The organism is Kribbella sp. NPDC051586 (genome assembly GCF_044453965.1).
In the GTDB taxonomy this organism is placed as follows: Bacteria; Actinomycetota; Actinomycetes; order Propionibacteriales; family Kribbellaceae; genus Kribbella.
Window position 1 is genome coordinate 1748760 of record NZ_JBITDF010000001.1, and the last position, 14279, is coordinate 1763038.

General features: G+C 69.0%; 16 protein-coding genes. 8 read left to right on the plus strand and 8 right to left on the minus strand.

From position 1 onward, the window contains the following. Positions 1-55: 55 nt before the first annotated feature. From ACIA58_RS08750 to ACIA58_RS08760, 3 genes are all read right to left on the minus strand, one after another. Positions 56-382 carry a hypothetical protein gene (locus ACIA58_RS08750; RefSeq protein WP_396402987.1) on the minus strand — a complete coding sequence of 109 codons (327 nt, stop codon included), beginning with the start codon at positions 380-382 and terminating at the stop codon, positions 56-58. Next, complete coding sequence (locus tag ACIA58_RS08755) at positions 379-564, minus strand: hypothetical protein (RefSeq protein ID WP_396402988.1); 186 nt, start codon at positions 562-564, stop codon at positions 379-381. Before ACIA58_RS08755 ends, ACIA58_RS08750 begins: the two co-directional genes overlap by 4 nt. Positions 565-865: 301 nt before the next feature. After that, entirely contained in the window at positions 866-2047 is a 1182-nt protein-coding gene (locus ACIA58_RS08760; RefSeq protein WP_396402989.1) for an MFS transporter, read from the minus strand. 47 nt (positions 2048-2094) lie between these two features. Here ACIA58_RS08760 and ACIA58_RS08765 point away from each other — a divergent pair, with 47 nt between their 5' ends. Together ACIA58_RS08765 and ACIA58_RS08770 are read left to right on the plus strand one after the other, a co-directional pair. Continuing rightward, the gene (locus tag ACIA58_RS08765) at positions 2095-2532 is read left to right on the plus strand and encodes a helix-turn-helix domain-containing protein (protein ID WP_396402990.1); all 438 of its coding nucleotides are present in this window, start codon (positions 2095-2097) and stop codon (positions 2530-2532) included. A 23-nt stretch (positions 2533-2555) separates the two neighbouring features. Beyond that, complete coding sequence (locus ACIA58_RS08770) at positions 2556-3332, plus strand: GNAT family N-acetyltransferase (RefSeq protein WP_396402991.1); 777 nt, start codon at positions 2556-2558, stop codon at positions 3330-3332. Between the two features lie 35 nt (positions 3333-3367). Here the strand turns inward: ACIA58_RS08770 and ACIA58_RS08775 are convergent, their stop codons facing one another. After that, positions 3368-3940 (minus strand): TetR/AcrR family transcriptional regulator, encoded by a 573-nt coding sequence (locus ACIA58_RS08775; protein ID WP_396402992.1) that lies wholly within the window; start codon positions 3938-3940, stop codon positions 3368-3370. A gap of 37 nt (positions 3941-3977) precedes the next feature. Here ACIA58_RS08775 and ACIA58_RS08780 point away from each other — a divergent pair, with 37 nt between their 5' ends. Further along, on the plus strand, positions 3978-4358 hold the full coding sequence (locus ACIA58_RS08780; RefSeq protein WP_396402993.1) for a nuclear transport factor 2 family protein: 381 nt from the start codon (positions 3978-3980) through the stop codon (positions 4356-4358). Next, positions 4355-4555, plus strand: a complete 201-nt coding sequence (locus ACIA58_RS08785; protein WP_396402994.1) for a heavy-metal-associated domain-containing protein — start codon at positions 4355-4357, stop codon at positions 4553-4555. The genes ACIA58_RS08780 and ACIA58_RS08785 overlap by 4 nt, the downstream gene beginning before the upstream one ends. A gap of 4 nt (positions 4556-4559) precedes the next feature. On the opposite strand, the gene ACIA58_RS08790 is transcribed toward ACIA58_RS08785, so the two are convergent. Together ACIA58_RS08790 and ACIA58_RS08795 are read right to left on the minus strand one after the other, a co-directional pair. Further along, complete coding sequence (locus ACIA58_RS08790) at positions 4560-5099, minus strand: dihydrofolate reductase family protein (protein ID WP_396402995.1); 540 nt, start codon at positions 5097-5099, stop codon at positions 4560-4562. Positions 5100-5158: 59 nt separating this feature from the next. After that, the gene (locus ACIA58_RS08795; protein WP_396402996.1) at positions 5159-7723 is read right to left on the minus strand and encodes a Tex family protein; all 2565 of its coding nucleotides are present in this window, start codon (positions 7721-7723) and stop codon (positions 5159-5161) included. A gap of 196 nt (positions 7724-7919) precedes the next feature. Between ACIA58_RS08795 and ACIA58_RS08800 the strand changes: the two genes are divergently transcribed. Continuing rightward, entirely contained in the window at positions 7920-9170 is a 1251-nt protein-coding gene (locus ACIA58_RS08800; RefSeq protein ID WP_396402997.1) for an MFS transporter, read from the plus strand. 58 nt (positions 9171-9228) lie between these two features. On the opposite strand, the gene ACIA58_RS08805 is transcribed toward ACIA58_RS08800, so the two are convergent. Then, positions 9229-10713, minus strand: a complete 1485-nt coding sequence (locus ACIA58_RS08805; protein ID WP_396402998.1) for a DHA2 family efflux MFS transporter permease subunit — start codon at positions 10711-10713, stop codon at positions 9229-9231. Between the two features lie 62 nt (positions 10714-10775). After that, complete coding sequence (locus ACIA58_RS08810; protein WP_396402999.1) at positions 10776-11411, minus strand: DUF624 domain-containing protein; 636 nt, start codon at positions 11409-11411, stop codon at positions 10776-10778. A 76-nt stretch (positions 11412-11487) separates the two neighbouring features. Here ACIA58_RS08810 and ACIA58_RS08815 point away from each other — a divergent pair, with 76 nt between their 5' ends. The 3 genes from ACIA58_RS08815 to ACIA58_RS08825 are packed head-to-tail and all read left to right on the plus strand — an operon-like array spanning position 11488 to position 14226. Beyond that, on the plus strand, positions 11488-12540 hold the full coding sequence (locus tag ACIA58_RS08815; protein ID WP_396403000.1) for a substrate-binding domain-containing protein: 1053 nt from the start codon (positions 11488-11490) through the stop codon (positions 12538-12540). A 37-nt stretch (positions 12541-12577) separates the two neighbouring features. Further along, entirely contained in the window at positions 12578-12988 is a 411-nt protein-coding gene (locus tag ACIA58_RS08820) for a hypothetical protein (RefSeq protein ID WP_396403001.1), read from the plus strand. Then, a complete protein-coding gene (locus tag ACIA58_RS08825) occupies positions 12985-14226 on the plus strand; it encodes a hypothetical protein (RefSeq protein WP_396403002.1) in 1242 nt (413 codons plus the stop codon). Before ACIA58_RS08820 ends, ACIA58_RS08825 begins: the two co-directional genes overlap by 4 nt. The last annotated feature ends 53 nt before the right edge of the window (positions 14227-14279 follow it).

Here is a 14279-nt window from a genome sequence, read left to right on the forward strand (position 1 = left end):
AGGTGGAGAGCGGAACCGACGCCGATGCAGGGGTCAAGACGTCAGCTCCGCTTGTCTATGGAGTTGTCACCCTCGGGTCGACCGCCCAGACCTGCGCCTGGTGGAACTCGAGGTGCTGCCGCAGCTCGGCCGGAGTCGCGCCGATGCCGAGGTGGTTCATCGTCGGTACGACGACCGCGCGGACGTCGGACCGCTTCACTTCGTCGAGCAATGCGTGGAAGGCAGCTGACTCGGCCGCATCGCGCTCGGTGTAGACGGTGCCGAGGGTGAAGCCCTCCGCGCTGGCGAATGCGGCGAGTGAATCGGTCGCCGCGGCCAGCTCCTCCGCGCAGCTCAGCGCGTCGGCCCGTACATACCCGAGCAGCGTCGGCCGGGTGGTCATCGTCCTGCCGCGTCCACCAGCACCGGCTCGCTCGTCACCCGGAGGGAGGCGAACCGCCGGCGCATGGCTTCCTCGTACTGACCTGCCTGCTCCACGCTCGTGGTGTGGTCCGCGATCGGGTGACCGCCGAACCAGACCCGCACCCGACGGTGCGTTGCGGGGGTCTCGAGCGTCTCGGTCATCGCGGTTCCTTCGACAGTGTTTGGTGTGCGCCGGACGGCTTTGTCCGGTGCTGAGTAAAGAACACAACATCGACGGGCCCCTCCGGAACAGTTTGGAAGGGACCTTTACAGAGGCCTAACGCAGAGTAGGGAAACCCTACGAATCCGCAGGTCAACGGCCTCTCTGACCAGTACCCGTGGCACCGGGAATCCATGTCAAGAATGGTTGCAGCAATGTGCCGATAACGATTCGGCGACGCCCGGGGCTATTTGATTCGGCGAGAAACATATGACGTCCTGCTAACCGCTTGCATTTGCGTGCTCACACACCGGATTTCCGGGTGAAGCTCGCCGGGTGGCGCGGCAGGACGATCAGGGTAAGGGTTGCCGCGCAGACGGCGGTCGCCGCGATGACGTTGAGCGTGAGGGGCAGGTCGAGGACCAGCGTCATCGCCGGGGCGGCGAGTGCGCCGATCAGCAGGGCGAGTGAGTCCGCCGCGAAGAAGAGCGCGCCGACGCTGGCCAGCACCGCGGTTGGTGCCGACCGCTGGATCGTGGTTTCCACTGTGATCAGCAGAATGCTTCCCGGCAGGCCGATCAGGACCGCGGCGGCGATGGCTAGCGGGACGCTGGGGGCGTTGAACAGGGCGAAGTACGCCAAGGCGGTGACGAACTGGGTGAGGGTCAGGATCTCGCGGGTGCCCAGGAGCCGGGCGGCCTTCGTACTCAAGGAGGCGCCGACGAGGTATCCGGCTCCGAGGCCGGAGATCAGGTAGCCGACGACGTACCCGGGGGCGTGAAGGCGACCGACGGTGAACGGCACGAGGAGTGCGGTCAGTCCCGCGTTCGCGGTGAGGAAGACCGTCTGGCCGATCAGGATGCCGCGGAGCGCTCGATGGCTGATCACGGCGCGGAGTCCCTCGAAGGGTCGCGGTGGTACTCCGGTGGTCGCGTGGCGGCGCGTGCGGACGGTCGCGATCGTTGCTGCCGACAACAAGTAGCTGACGATGTCGACGACGAGGACGAACTTGATCCCGGGGCCGGCCAGCAGGAGCGCACCGAGCGGCGGTGCGGCCAGCCGGATCGCGCTGCTGGTGACGGCGTTGATCGCGTTGGCTTTCGCGAGTTCGCTGCCGGTTCCGACGACGGCCGGGATCAGGGCGCGGGCTGCGGGCCGGAAGACGGTGGTGGCGGTGTTCTCGAGCAGGATCGCGAGGTAGATCAGCCAGACGTGATCCCGGTCGGCGAACAGAATCACTCCGACCGCGGCCGCGCCGGCGAGGTCCGCGATCCACATCGCCCGCGCGAGGTCCCAGCGGTCCAGCAGTACGCCGGCCCAGGGCCCGATCGTCAACGCTGGAAGGGCTTCCAGCGCGAGGGTCAGTCCCGTGGCCACTGCCGACCCGGTCAACGCGAACACGTAGAACGGGATCGCCACGACCAGCAGCCAGGACCCGATGCCCGACACCGCGCCGCTGAACCAGAGTCTGCGGAAATCTCTCACGACGCGGCAATCTATCCTCAAGGAATAGACATCGGCAAGAGTGTTCTGTGAAGATAGTGCCCATGGAGTTGGGCGAAGTACTGCGCGACCGTCGCAAGGCGGCCGGTCGGACCATCGCGTCGGTGGCCGTCGACGCCGGTCTGTCCGTGCCGTACATCGCGAATCTGGAGAACGGCCGGGGTAATCCGACCGTGGCCGCGCTGGATCGGCTCGCGACGGCGCTGGGGGCGCAGCTCGAGGTGCGGATCGGGGAGGAGGAGCCGCCCCCGCTGCCGTCGGCCGGAGCGGAGTTGGTGTCCGGGTCCGATCGGGTCGACTCGGTTGTCGCCGCGGTTGCCGGCGGCCGGTCACGCGCGGCCACGCGCCGCGATCTGGTCGCGGCGCTCGACTCGCTCGCAGTCTTGCTGGGCCGCCCGCCGAGCGAGGCCGACCTGAGCCGGTTCCTCGACCTGCTCCTGCTCGCGCAACCCGGTCGCGCGCTGTGATCGCCGCACCGTAAGGTCCGGTCATGGAGATCGGTGCGCGGATCGCCGCGGCTCAGTTGACCGGTTCGGCGCGCTCGAGGCGACAGGTGATCGCCGGGCCGTTGGCCGGCATGTTGCACGACGACGACGCCTGGTACCTGTCCGCCGTACTCGCGGCCGAGCCTGGGCAGGCGTTCGATCCGGAGGAGATTCCGTGGGCGATCGACACGATCCGGCAGGCCTTCGCGGCCGAGGGGCGGTGGGTGCACGCGGAGTTCGTCGACGAGGCGAGCGCCGGTCTGGCTGAGGCGCTCGAGGCGAACGGGATGACGATCGTGTCGCGGCTGCCGTTGCTGGTGGTCGAGCCGGCCGAGCTGATCGTTCCCGATCTTCCGGACGGTACGACGGTGTCGGTCGTCGCGTCCGCGGAGGAGCAGGCCGTGGCGAATGCGGTGGGCGCGGAGGCGTACGAGATGGACAGCGCCGACTTCCCGTACAAGCCGGATCCGGCCGATGGCGGCGCGGTCCTCGTGCACGTTGACGGCGTACCGGCGGCTACAGCGGCGTGGACGGCGGTTGCGGACGAGGTGTCGGAGGTCGCGGGCGTCGGCACGATCCACAGCCACCGGCGCCGCGGTCTCGGTGCGATCGCGACGGCGTACGCAACGCTGAAGTCCTTCGAGCTGGGCGGCGCCACGCTGGCCTGGCTCACGCCGGGCGACGACGGCGCGGACCGCGTCTACCGCCGCCTCGGCTACGCACCACGAGCCACCGCCGTACACCTCGGCGACCCAGGCGGCCACTTGTCCGACCTACGCTGACGCCTCTCCGCCGCGGCGGTCGGTGCGTGCGGTGGTCAGGGCTGCAGGAGTCGGGTGATGGTGGTGTTGAGGGTCTTGCTGGCGGTTCTGGTGGCGAGGCGGCCTGTGGCTGCGGACTCACCGGCGGCGTGGCCCAAAGCGATCAGCGACGTGGTCAACCAGTCGACGGGGAGCTCGCGGGTGATCTCGCCTGCGCGTTGACCGCGGCGAATCAAGCGGGCGAACCGCTGGACCACCGGATCGTGCCGCTCAGCTGAACCGGACGTTTGCGGTACGTGCAGCAGTAGAGGGTGCTGTTCGAAGGCGCGCCAGCTCAGGTTGATCAACTGCAACAGCTTGTCCAGCGCCGGGCCTTCGTCCAGCTCGAGGGCGTCGATCGCCTGCAGGGTCTCCCGGGTCAGCTCATCGAGGACGGCATTCAGTAGGACGTCGCGGGACGAGAAGTGCGCGTACACGGTCTGCCTGGTGACGCTTGCCGCTTCCGCGATGCGTTCCAGGCTCGCGTCGGGCTGCTCGTCCAGCAGGGCGACCGCCGCCGCGAGGATCGCCGTACGACTCCGGTCCGCATCAGCGCGGCGGCGCCGACGTACCGGCTTGTTCTCTGACACCTTGTCAAGTTTAACGGATCTGCTTATCTTTGACAGTATGTCAGAGTTAAGCGCACGGGAGTTCGTCGCGGACTTCTTCGAATCGTTCACCCGGGAGGTCGTCGCGGGCGATGACGCCGCCATGGTCGTGGACCGGTACTACACGCCCGACATCGAGCAGATCGCCGACGGCATCACCCTCGACCGGCAGCGACTAATCGATCACCTCGGCCCGGTCCGGAAGAACCTGGTCTCCTGCTCGTACGACGTCCACGAGGCGATCCGGACCGACGACCGGCTGGCGGCTCGGTTCACGATCCACGCCGAGCTGCGCCGTGGACGGACGATCTCGACCGAGGTCTACCTGTTCGGCGAACTCGCCCCGGACGGCCGGATCCGCCGGACCACCCAAGCCACGCGCAATGTGACCGCGGCATGACGACCTTCCGCGTGCTCGGAATGACCTGCGGCCACTGCGTCGGTTTCGTCACCGAGGAACTCGGGACGATCCCCGGCGTCGAGTCGGTCACGGTGGACCTGCCGACCGGGACGGTCTCGTTGGTCAGCGATCGACCTGTCGATGCAGCCGCGATCCGCACAGCTGTCGAGACCGCCGGCTACGAGATGGCGGAGTGACCCGTCAGGCCGTCCGGCGGTACGTGAGAAGGGCAACGCCGCTCGGGAACGACGTGCAGTCGCTCAACGTCAGCGACTGCGGTGAGCCGTCAGGGAACAGCCGGCGACCCTCGGCGACCACCGACGGGTAGACGAACAGCCGGTACTCGTCGACAAGCCCAGCCATGATCAGTTGGTGGGTGACGTCGATGCTGCCGGTGCAGACGATGTCTTTGCCGGGGGCGTCCTTCAGGCGGCGTACCTCGTCCAGACCGCTGAGGATCGTGGTCGGCTGCCATCCCGGATCGCGCAGCGTCGAGCTCAGGACGTACTTCTGGACCTGGTTGAGGTACTCCGAGACGCCGGTCGGGTCGTCCGTCTGCGCGGGCCAGTAGCCGCGCAGTTGCTCGAACGTCACACGACCGGTCAGGAACGCGTCCGCCCGCGCCATCTGCTCGCGCAGCGCTCGGAGCACCTCCGGCCCGCCGTCCGCGGGTCCGAACCAGTCACCTGCCTCGATCACACCGTCGACAGTGATGTTCTGGGTGACGATCAGGTCGCGCATCAGACTCCTCCTCGTTGGGGTTCACCTGGTACGTCGGACCCGGTCGTCACCCTTCGACATCAACGGACCGTGAAGCCTGCCTTACGGAACGCGTCGGCGAGCGAGGTCTCGTCCATCGGCGTCTCGGACTGCTTGCCGCCTCGTCCTTGACCGCCTTGACCGCCCTGACCGCCCTGACCGCGATTCCCGCCGCGCCCGCCCTGTCCACCACGACCGCCCTGGCCGCCCTGTCCACCACGACCGCCTTGACCATCCTGGCCGCCGCGCCCACCTTGGCCACCGCGACCGTCCTGGCCGCCCGCGCCGCCTGAGCCGCCTGAGCCGCCTGAGCCGCCTGAGCCGCCTGAGCCGCCTGGTCCACGGCCTTGCCCGCCCTGGCCGCGGCCTTGTCCGCGTCCGCCCTGGTTGCCTGCCGGCCGGGAGCCGCGGTCGCCCGGGCGACCTGATCCGGCGCCTGGCTCGTCGTCAAGACGGAGAGTGAGTGAGATGCGCTGGCGCGGGATGTCGACCTCGAGCACCTTGACCTTGACGATGTCACCGGGCTTGACCACCTCGCGGGGGTCCTTGACGAAGTTCTTCGACAATGCGGAAACGTGCGCCAGCCCGTCCTGGTGGACGCCGATGTCGATGAACGCCCCGAACGCGGCCACGTTGGTGACCTGGCCCTCGAGCGTCATCCCCGGCCTCAGGTCGGCGATCTTGTCCACGCCCTCGGCGAACACCGCGGTCTTGAACGCCGGCCGCGGGTCACGCCCCGGCTTCTCCAGCTCGGCCAGGATGTCCGTGACGGTCGGCAGCCCGAACATGTCGTCGACGAAGTCGGCCGCCTTCAGCCGCTTCAGCTCCGACGACCCGATCAGCGACTTCACGTCCGAGCCGGTCGCGTCGAGGATCCGCCGTACGACCGGGTACGACTCCGGGTGCACGCTGGACGTGTCGAGCGGGTCGTCGCCGTCGGGGATCCGGAGGAACCCGGCCGCCTGCTCGAACGCCTTCGGGCCGAGACGCGCGACCTCGCGCAGCGCCGTACGCGACTTGAACGGGCCGTTGACGTCGCGGTGCTGGACGATGTTGTCCGCCAGCCCTGGCGTGATGCCGGAGACCCGGGTGAGCAGCGGCGCGGACGCGGTGTTGAGGTCGACGCCGACCGCGTTCACACAGTCCTCGACGACCGCGTCGAGCGAGCGGGACAGCGAGTTCTCCGGGAGGTCGTGCTGGTACTGGCCGACGCCGATCGACTTCGGGTCGATCTTCACCAGCTCGGCCAGCGGGTCCTGCAGCCGGCGGGCGATCGAGACCGCGCCGCGCAGCGACACGTCCATCCCTGGCAGCTCCTGCGACGCGAACGCCGACGCGGAGTACACCGACGCGCCCGCCTCGCTGACCACGGCCTTGGTGAGCTTGAGCTCGGGGTGCTTGGCGATCAGCTCGGCGGCCAGCTTGTCCGTCTCGCGCGACGCCGTACCGTTGCCGATGGCAATCAGGTCGACGTCGTGCGCGGCCGCGAGCGCGGCCAGGGTGGCGATCGACTTGTCCCACTGGTTCTGCGGGACGTGCGGGTAGATGACGCCGGTGTTGACCACCTTGCCGGTGGCGTCGACGACAGCGACCTTCACGCCGGTGCGGAAGCCCGGGTCGAGGCCCATCGTCGCGCGGGTGCCGGCCGGAGCGGCCAGCAGCAGGTCGCGCAGGTTGGCCGCGAACACCCGGATCGCCTCGTCCTCGGCGACCTGCCGCAGCCGCATCCGCAGGTCGATGCCGAGGTGCACCAGGATCTTCGTCCGCCAGGCCCAGCGGACCGTCTCGACCAGCCACTTGTCGGCCGGGCGGCCCTGGTTCTCGATGCCGACCTTGCGGGCGATGGTCGTCTCGTACTCCGTCGGTCCGTCGACCTCCACGCCCGCGGGCAGCGGCTCGACGGAGACCGTCAGCACGTCCTCCTTCTCGCCGCGGAACAGCGCGAGGATCCGGTGCGACGGCATCTTCGTGAACGGCTCGTCGAAGTCGAAGTAGTCCGAGAACTTCGCGCCGTCGGTCTCCTTGCCCTCGCGGACGGCGGACGCCAGCCGGCCCTGGGACCAGAGCCGCTCGCGCAGGTCACCGATCAGGTCGGCGTCCTCGGCGAACCGCTCGACCAGGATCGCGCGGGCGCCGTCGAGGGCGGCCTGCGGGTCGGGCACCTCGGCGTTCACGAACACCGCGGCCGCGGCGAACGGCTCGACGTCCGGGTCGGCCATCAGGCCGTCGGCGAGCGGCTCGAGACCGTTCTCCCGGGCGATCATGGCCTTGGTCCGGCGCTTCGGCTTGAACGGGAGGTAGATGTCCTCGAGCCGGGACTTGGTGTCCGCGGCGAGGATCTGCTCCTTCAGCGCGTCGTCGAGCTTGCCCTGGCTCTCGATCGACTCGAGCACGGTCTGCCGGCGCTCCTCCAGCTCACGCAGATACCGCAGCCGCTCCTCGAGCGAGCGCAGCTGCGCGTCGTCCAGCATCCCGGTGACTTCTTTGCGGTACCGCGCGATGAACGGGACCGTCGACCCTTCGTCCAGCAGCGCCACCGCCGCCCGCACCTGGTTCTCGCCGACCTCCAGTTCCCCGGCGATCCGCTGCTCGATCGACTGCACCACCACTGTCCGCTTCCCCTCTACCGACAAACCCGCCGAACATTCTGCCCCGGCCGGGCTCCATATCCTTCCCCATCCCACCCCCCACCCCGAAACCCGTCCCACCCCCGCCTGTGGACAACCCGTAGGCGCCGTCCGTCAACGGGCCCGCCTTCAGGTGTAGGCGAGGCTTGGACCCGAGTGGTGCGAGCATGCGGGGATGGCTTCCGGCTCGTCATCGTTGTGGCGGAATCGGGACTACCTGAGCTGGTGGACCGGTACTGCGCTCTCCGTGCTGGGGAGCAACGTCACGCTGGTTGCCTTCCCGCTGCTCGTGGTGTTCGGCGCCGGGTCGGTCGCGGCCGCGGGGGTGATCGGCGCGGCCGGGCGGATCGGTGGACTGATCACCACCTTGTGGGGCGGTGCCCTCGCCGATCGGGTCAGCAGGCGGTTGATCCTGGTCGTCGTACCGCTGGTACAGGCGATCCTGATGGCCGGCGTCGCCGTGTCGGTCGCATCGGGTCACGTTCGACTGCTCCTGCTCGGCGGCATCGGCTTGGTCAACGGTCTCTTGTCCGGCGTCCTGTCGGGTGCAGAGCTCCCGGCGCTGCGCCGGATCGTGCCAAGGGAGCAGTTCGCCGCGCGAGCTGCCCAGGAGCAAGGACTCCACCAGGCGGCGCAGCTCATCGCATCGCCACTGTCCGCCATCCTCTACACGGCGGCCCGCTGGTTGCCGTTCGGGTTCGACGCGGTCACCTTCCTGCTCGGCTCGTTCTTCTCGGCCCTCATCCGGCGGCCGCTCGGTCCGGATCGCGCCGCACCCGGTGAGCAGAAGCCCAGCTTCCTGGCCGACGTCCGCGCCGGGCTGCGCGTCGTACGCCGCGAACCGTTCCTGCGCTACTCGATGCTCTGGGTCGCGGTCACGAACATGGTCGGCAACTCGTTCCTGCTCCTGCTGATCGTGCTGCTCAGGGACCGTGGCGCAGGACCCCGGACCGTCGGCTTCACCAACTCGATCGTCCTCGTCGGAGGGCTGATCGGCGCGGTGGTCGCCGGCTGGATCCTGCGCCGGGTCAGGCCCCGCACGGTGTTCCTGATCGGCGGATGGGTGTACGTGATGACGCTGGCGCTCGCCGCAGTCGCTCCGGAGCCGTGGCAGATCACCGTGGCGGCGGCGCTGTTCGTCTTCGCGTCCGTCCCTACCGTGTCGGTCTGGGAGGCGTACGTGGCCAGTCTGGTCCCCGATGCGTACGTCGGCCGCGTCGGATCGGTCGCGAACTTCTCAGCGCAGTCACTGGTCTGGCTGGGCATGATCCTGGTCGGTGTCCTCGCGGACGCCCTCGGCGCCACAGTCGGTGTGCTCTGCTTCTCCGCCCTGCTGGTCCCGTTCGCGATCATCAACCTGTTCGCACGCGCACTCGACGTACTGCGCACTCCGCTGGCTGAGGTCCGCGAGGTCGACGTGCCCTGAGTACGACAAACTCCCCGGGACCAGGGCGTGGTCACCGGGGAGTTCGTCGTACTGCAGGTCAGGCGGCTTCGAGCAGGAGCTCGTCCTCGTCGGACTCGACCGCGACCGGCTGCTTGGCCGGACGCATCACCGTGATGGCGACGACCACCGCGGCAGCGACGATGGCGGCCGCTACCCCGAAGGAGAAGTGGTAGCCGGTGGTCAGGGCCTCCAGCGGGGACTTGGTGGTAGCGCCGGCGGTGCGGGTGGCGGACAGGGTGGCCAGGATGGCCAGGCCGAGGGCGGCGCCCACCTCGCCCATGGTGCCGATCAGACCGGAGGCCAGGCCGGCGTCCTCGGGCTTCACGTCCGACATCGACAGGCCCATCAGAGCCGGGAAGCAGATGCCGCCGCCCAGGCCGAGCAGCGCGAGCACCGGCAGGACGTGGACGAAGTAGTTGCCGCCGACCGGCGCCTGGGTGAAGAGCGCCAGTCCGACCACGATCAGGGACAGTCCGACGATCAGCGGGCGGCGCGGGCCGAACCGCATGACCAGCTTCTCGGAGTACTTCACCGACAGCAGCCCCATCACCACGGTGGTCGGCAGGAAGGCCAGTCCGATCTGCAGAGCGTCGTACCCGAGCACGCGCTGCAGGTACAGCGAACCCAGGAAGAAGATGCCGAACATCCCGGAGCTGGACAGCGCCTGGATCAGGTTCGCACCGGTCAGCGTCCGGGAGCGGAAGATCCGCAGCGGGACCAGCGGGTTGGCGGCGGTCGCCTCACGGGCGACGAATCCGGCCAGCAGTACCAGAGTCACCGCAGCCAGCGTCAGCGTCCGCGGAGCGGTCCAGCCAAGCTCGGCAGCCGGCTTGACGATCGTGAACACGCCGACCATCAGCGCCGCGGTGATCAGCACCGCACCCGGTACGTCGGTGCCCTTGCCGATTCCCAGGCCCTTGTCCTTCTCGATCAGCTTCACCGCGAGTGCGGCGGTCAGCACGCCGAGCGGCAGGTTCACGAAGAAGATCCAGTGCCAGCTGATCGCCTGCGTCAGGACGCCACCGGCCAGCAGTCCGATCGAGCCACCGGCGGAGGCGACGAACGCGTAGACGCCGATCGCCTTGGCCTGCTCCCGCGGCTCGGGGAACAGCGTCACGATCATGCCGAGGATCACGGCGGAGGTCAGCGCACCGCCGACGCCCTGGACGAACCGGGCGATGACGAGCAGCTCCTGGGTCCGCGCCAGGCCGCACAGTACGGAGGCGGCGGTGAAAACGATCAGTCCGGCGGTGAAGACGTTCCGCCGGCCGAGGAGGTCGCCGAGCCGGCCGGCCAGCAGGAGCAGGCCGCCGAAGGCGATCAGGTAGGCGTTCACGACCCAGGCCAGCGAGGAGCTGGAGAAGCCGAGGTCGTCCTGGATGGCCGGCAGCGCCACGTTCACCACGGTCACGTCGAGCACGATCATCAACATGCCCGCGCAGAGGGTGTACAGAGCCAGCCAGCGCGAGCGGCCGCCCTGCGTGGCCGGCGAAGTCGCCAGGGTGTCGGTCGTCGCGTACATCTTGGGGTCTCCTTGCAGTTCGTCGTTGGTGGCCTTACACCCATACGTCGAACTGGAGGAGCTCAGATTGACACGTCGTCAGAAGTTTTTTCGCGAGGCTTCCGCGACAGCATGTACGCCGTCAGGGCCGGCACCAGTCCGGACCCGACGACGAGCAGTGTGGGCACCTGTGACGCCAGAGCGAACCAGGTGAGCAGTACGACGACCCCGCCGGCCACGGGCATCGGCCGACGCAGCAGGAACAGGTTGGCGGACCGGAACACCGTCTTCATGGTGGCGTCCGCAGCCGCCTCGGGCAGCACGGCCAGGCCGCTCAGATAGAGCCCGAGGATCATCCCGGTCAGCGGAATTAGCACGACGAGGGCGAAAACGCGCATCGGACCGCTGGCGAACGCCCAGAACGAGATGCCGAACGCGAGCAGCACCGCACCGGCGTACAGCCCGAAGCCGGACAGCCAGAAGCGCTTCATCGCCCAGCGGAACTCCCTGAAGAACCGCCGCATCAGCTTCGGCTTGTCTTGGCTGATCGCGTCCGGCAGCACCCGCTGCATCGCGAAGGCGGCGGGGAAGAGGGTGAGGATGCCCAGGCTGATGACCACGAACACCAGCTGCAGCATCAGCAGGTCGCCGACGACCGACAGCTTCGCCAGCACCGTGGTGGTCCGGCCGGCGCCGCCGTCAGCAGGGGGAACAGCCACCGATCGTCTCCTCGTTCCGTCCGGGCGTGCCTTGATCGTATGATCACGAACAATCACGCGAAGATCAGGGGACCGCATGCTTGCACAGGAGCGCCACGAGCTGATCCTGCGGAGCCTGCGGCGGCACGGCCGGCTCCGGGTGGCCGATCTGGTGGCCGAGCTGGGCGTCTCCGCGATCACAGTACGCCGGGACCTGGCCGAACTGGACTCGGCCGGCCTGCTCCGCCGCGTGCACGGCGGCGCGATCGGCACCCAGACCGCCGACCAGGGCACCCGCGGCAGTCAGCTGACGATCGGCATCATCGTCCCGAGCGCCGCGTCGTACTACTCCGACGTGATCCGCGGCGCCGAGGCGATGGCCGACCGGTACGGCGCGCGCCTGGTCCTCGGCGTCTCCGGGTACGACGTGGCGATGGAGCGGGACCGGATCGACAAGGTCCTCGGGATCGGGGTCGCGGGCCTCCTGATCAGCACCGCGCTCGGCGACGGCGATGCGGAGCGGCTCGACACCAGGCTCGACGACATCGACGTACCCGTGGTGCTGATGGAGCGGGCGTTCGGGTTCCCGCATGTGGCCCGCGAGTACGACCACGTCCGCACCGATCACGCGTACGGCGCGATGCTGGCGCTGCGCCATTTCGTCGCACTCGGCCATCGCCGGATCGCGATCAACCTGCAGGCCACGGTCACGGCGTACTGGCTCCGCCGCGGCATCGAGACGGCCGCGAAGGCGCTCGGCGTGGAGGTCTTCCTGTCGCCCGTCGACCTCCCGATGCGCGGCGACGACCCCGGCGCCGTGACGCAGCTCGACGCGTTCCTCGCCGAGTGCGAGTCGTTCGGCAGCCGCGCCGTCCTGGTCCACTCCGACGAGCACGGCGCCCGCCTGGTCGAGCGCGCGATGGAGCTAGGCCTCCGCGTCCCCGAGGACCTCGCCGTCATCGCCTACAACGACGTCACCGCCTCCCTCGCCGTCGTACCCCTCACCGCGATCTCCCCGGCCCGCCGAGCCCTAGGCGAAACCGCCTGCGACCTCCTCCTCCGCAAAGTCCAGTCCCCCACCGCCCCCATCCAGCACCTCAGCCTCCTCCCCACCCTCAACATCCGCACCTCCTGCGGCACCGCCGGGTAAATTTGGAGCATTGCACCGGATCTGGGGAGAAGCGCACGTGGAGTACGCCGAGTTCGAAGTCGAGTACAAACGCGTCGCCGACAGCATCATCGAGGGCCGGCGCGACACCGACCTGACCGCGGAGATCCCGCGTCTCCGCGCGCTGGCCGAACAGATCGACGACGAGGACGACCGCCACCTGGCCGACTCGGTACTTGCGGGAATCGAGGACATCATCGCCCGCGAGCCTGGTGAGCCTCCCTCCGAGATCATCCTGCAGGCCCGTGAAGCGTTCGCCGAAGGCGACCGGAACGAAGGCACCGTGGCCGAGCGCCTGGCCCGGGCAGAGGAAGCTGTCCGGGCACTGTCGCGCATCGCGGCCAACGGCACTCCGGACGAGCAACGCGAGATCGGAGCCCTCGAGCACACGCTCCAGATGCTGATCGGTGCTTTGCGGCTGATGCGATGAAGGTCACCAGCTTCCGGGAGCTGATGCGCGAGCAGGCGAAAGCCGCTGTGCAGGTCTCGGGTGCGAACCATTCATCCTGGAACGGACGCTTCGGTACGCCGATCCCAAGCCCGAGTGAGCTCGGCGGCACCGCGAACTGGGACAACTCGATCTCGTACAACCCACGTCACGTGGACGAGCCGCTCCAGGACATGTTCCGGAACGCGCGGGTGCACAACCAGGACAAGTCCGAGCTGCGGAGGTACCGCGACGCGATCCGGGTCGTCCTGCACGAGAACGTGCACCTGCTGGCATCGGAGGGCCGGGAGCATTCGCAGTCGTACGCCGCGATGGCCAACGGCCCTGGCGTACGCCAGTTGGAGGAGGGCGTGACCGAGCTCTACGCGCATCAGCGGTTGGACGCCTACATCGACGAGCTCGGAGTCGACCAGGTCGCGCCGGGGATCAAGAACGTCAAGTCCCCGATGGTCTACAAGGAGTTCACTCCCGCGGTCGAGGGCTTTGCAGAGATAGTCGGGCGTCAGTCCGGCGTACCGCGCGACGAACTGATCGGCAAGCTTGCCGTCGTACCCGCCGACCAGAAGTTCCGGGTGGCAGCCGAGGCCATGTACGACAACAGCAAGCTGCCTGGGCTGATCCCGGCCGAGCAGCGGGAGCAAGCCGTCGGACAGATAGCCAGAGCGATGGGCACCGAGTTCAGCAAGGTGTCGAAGCTGCCGAAGGACGCGGATGCCAACGCGCGCCACACCGTCGGTGTTCAAGCTGCCGCCGAGGGGTCCAAGGTGATCAGCCGGCTGAAGAAGCAATGGCAGATGCCCGCGCCAGGCGAACAGGTGCAGCGTGGCACCAGCGCCGAGCAGGGCCGCACCACCCAGTCTGACCGTGGCAACGACCCCCGCTCTCCCGCGGCCTCCGAGGCGCCCACAGTCTCTCCGGGGCCCGCGGGGTCTACCGCGGTGCCGGGCTCTCCGGCCCCCGCGGCATCGGCCGCATCAGCGGCGTCCCCACCTGCTCCCGCCTCCGCGGCTGCCTCGGCGGCTCCGGCCGAACCGGCGGCTCCTGCGTTGCCGCCGGATGTTGCGGCAGCGGCTCGGGCCGGGTTGTCTGGGCCTCCGTTGGCGTCGGCCAGTCGGTTGAGTGCTGATCGGCAGGGGGCGCGCGGTGCGGGGGCGGCTGCGCCGGCGGTTCAGCGGCAGGGGAGTGGTGCTCAGCGGCCGGGGCCGGAGGGTCAGCGCTGAGTGCCGGCCGGTGAGTTCAGGCGCTGGGTCCGTGGGCCGGAACTCTGATCGGT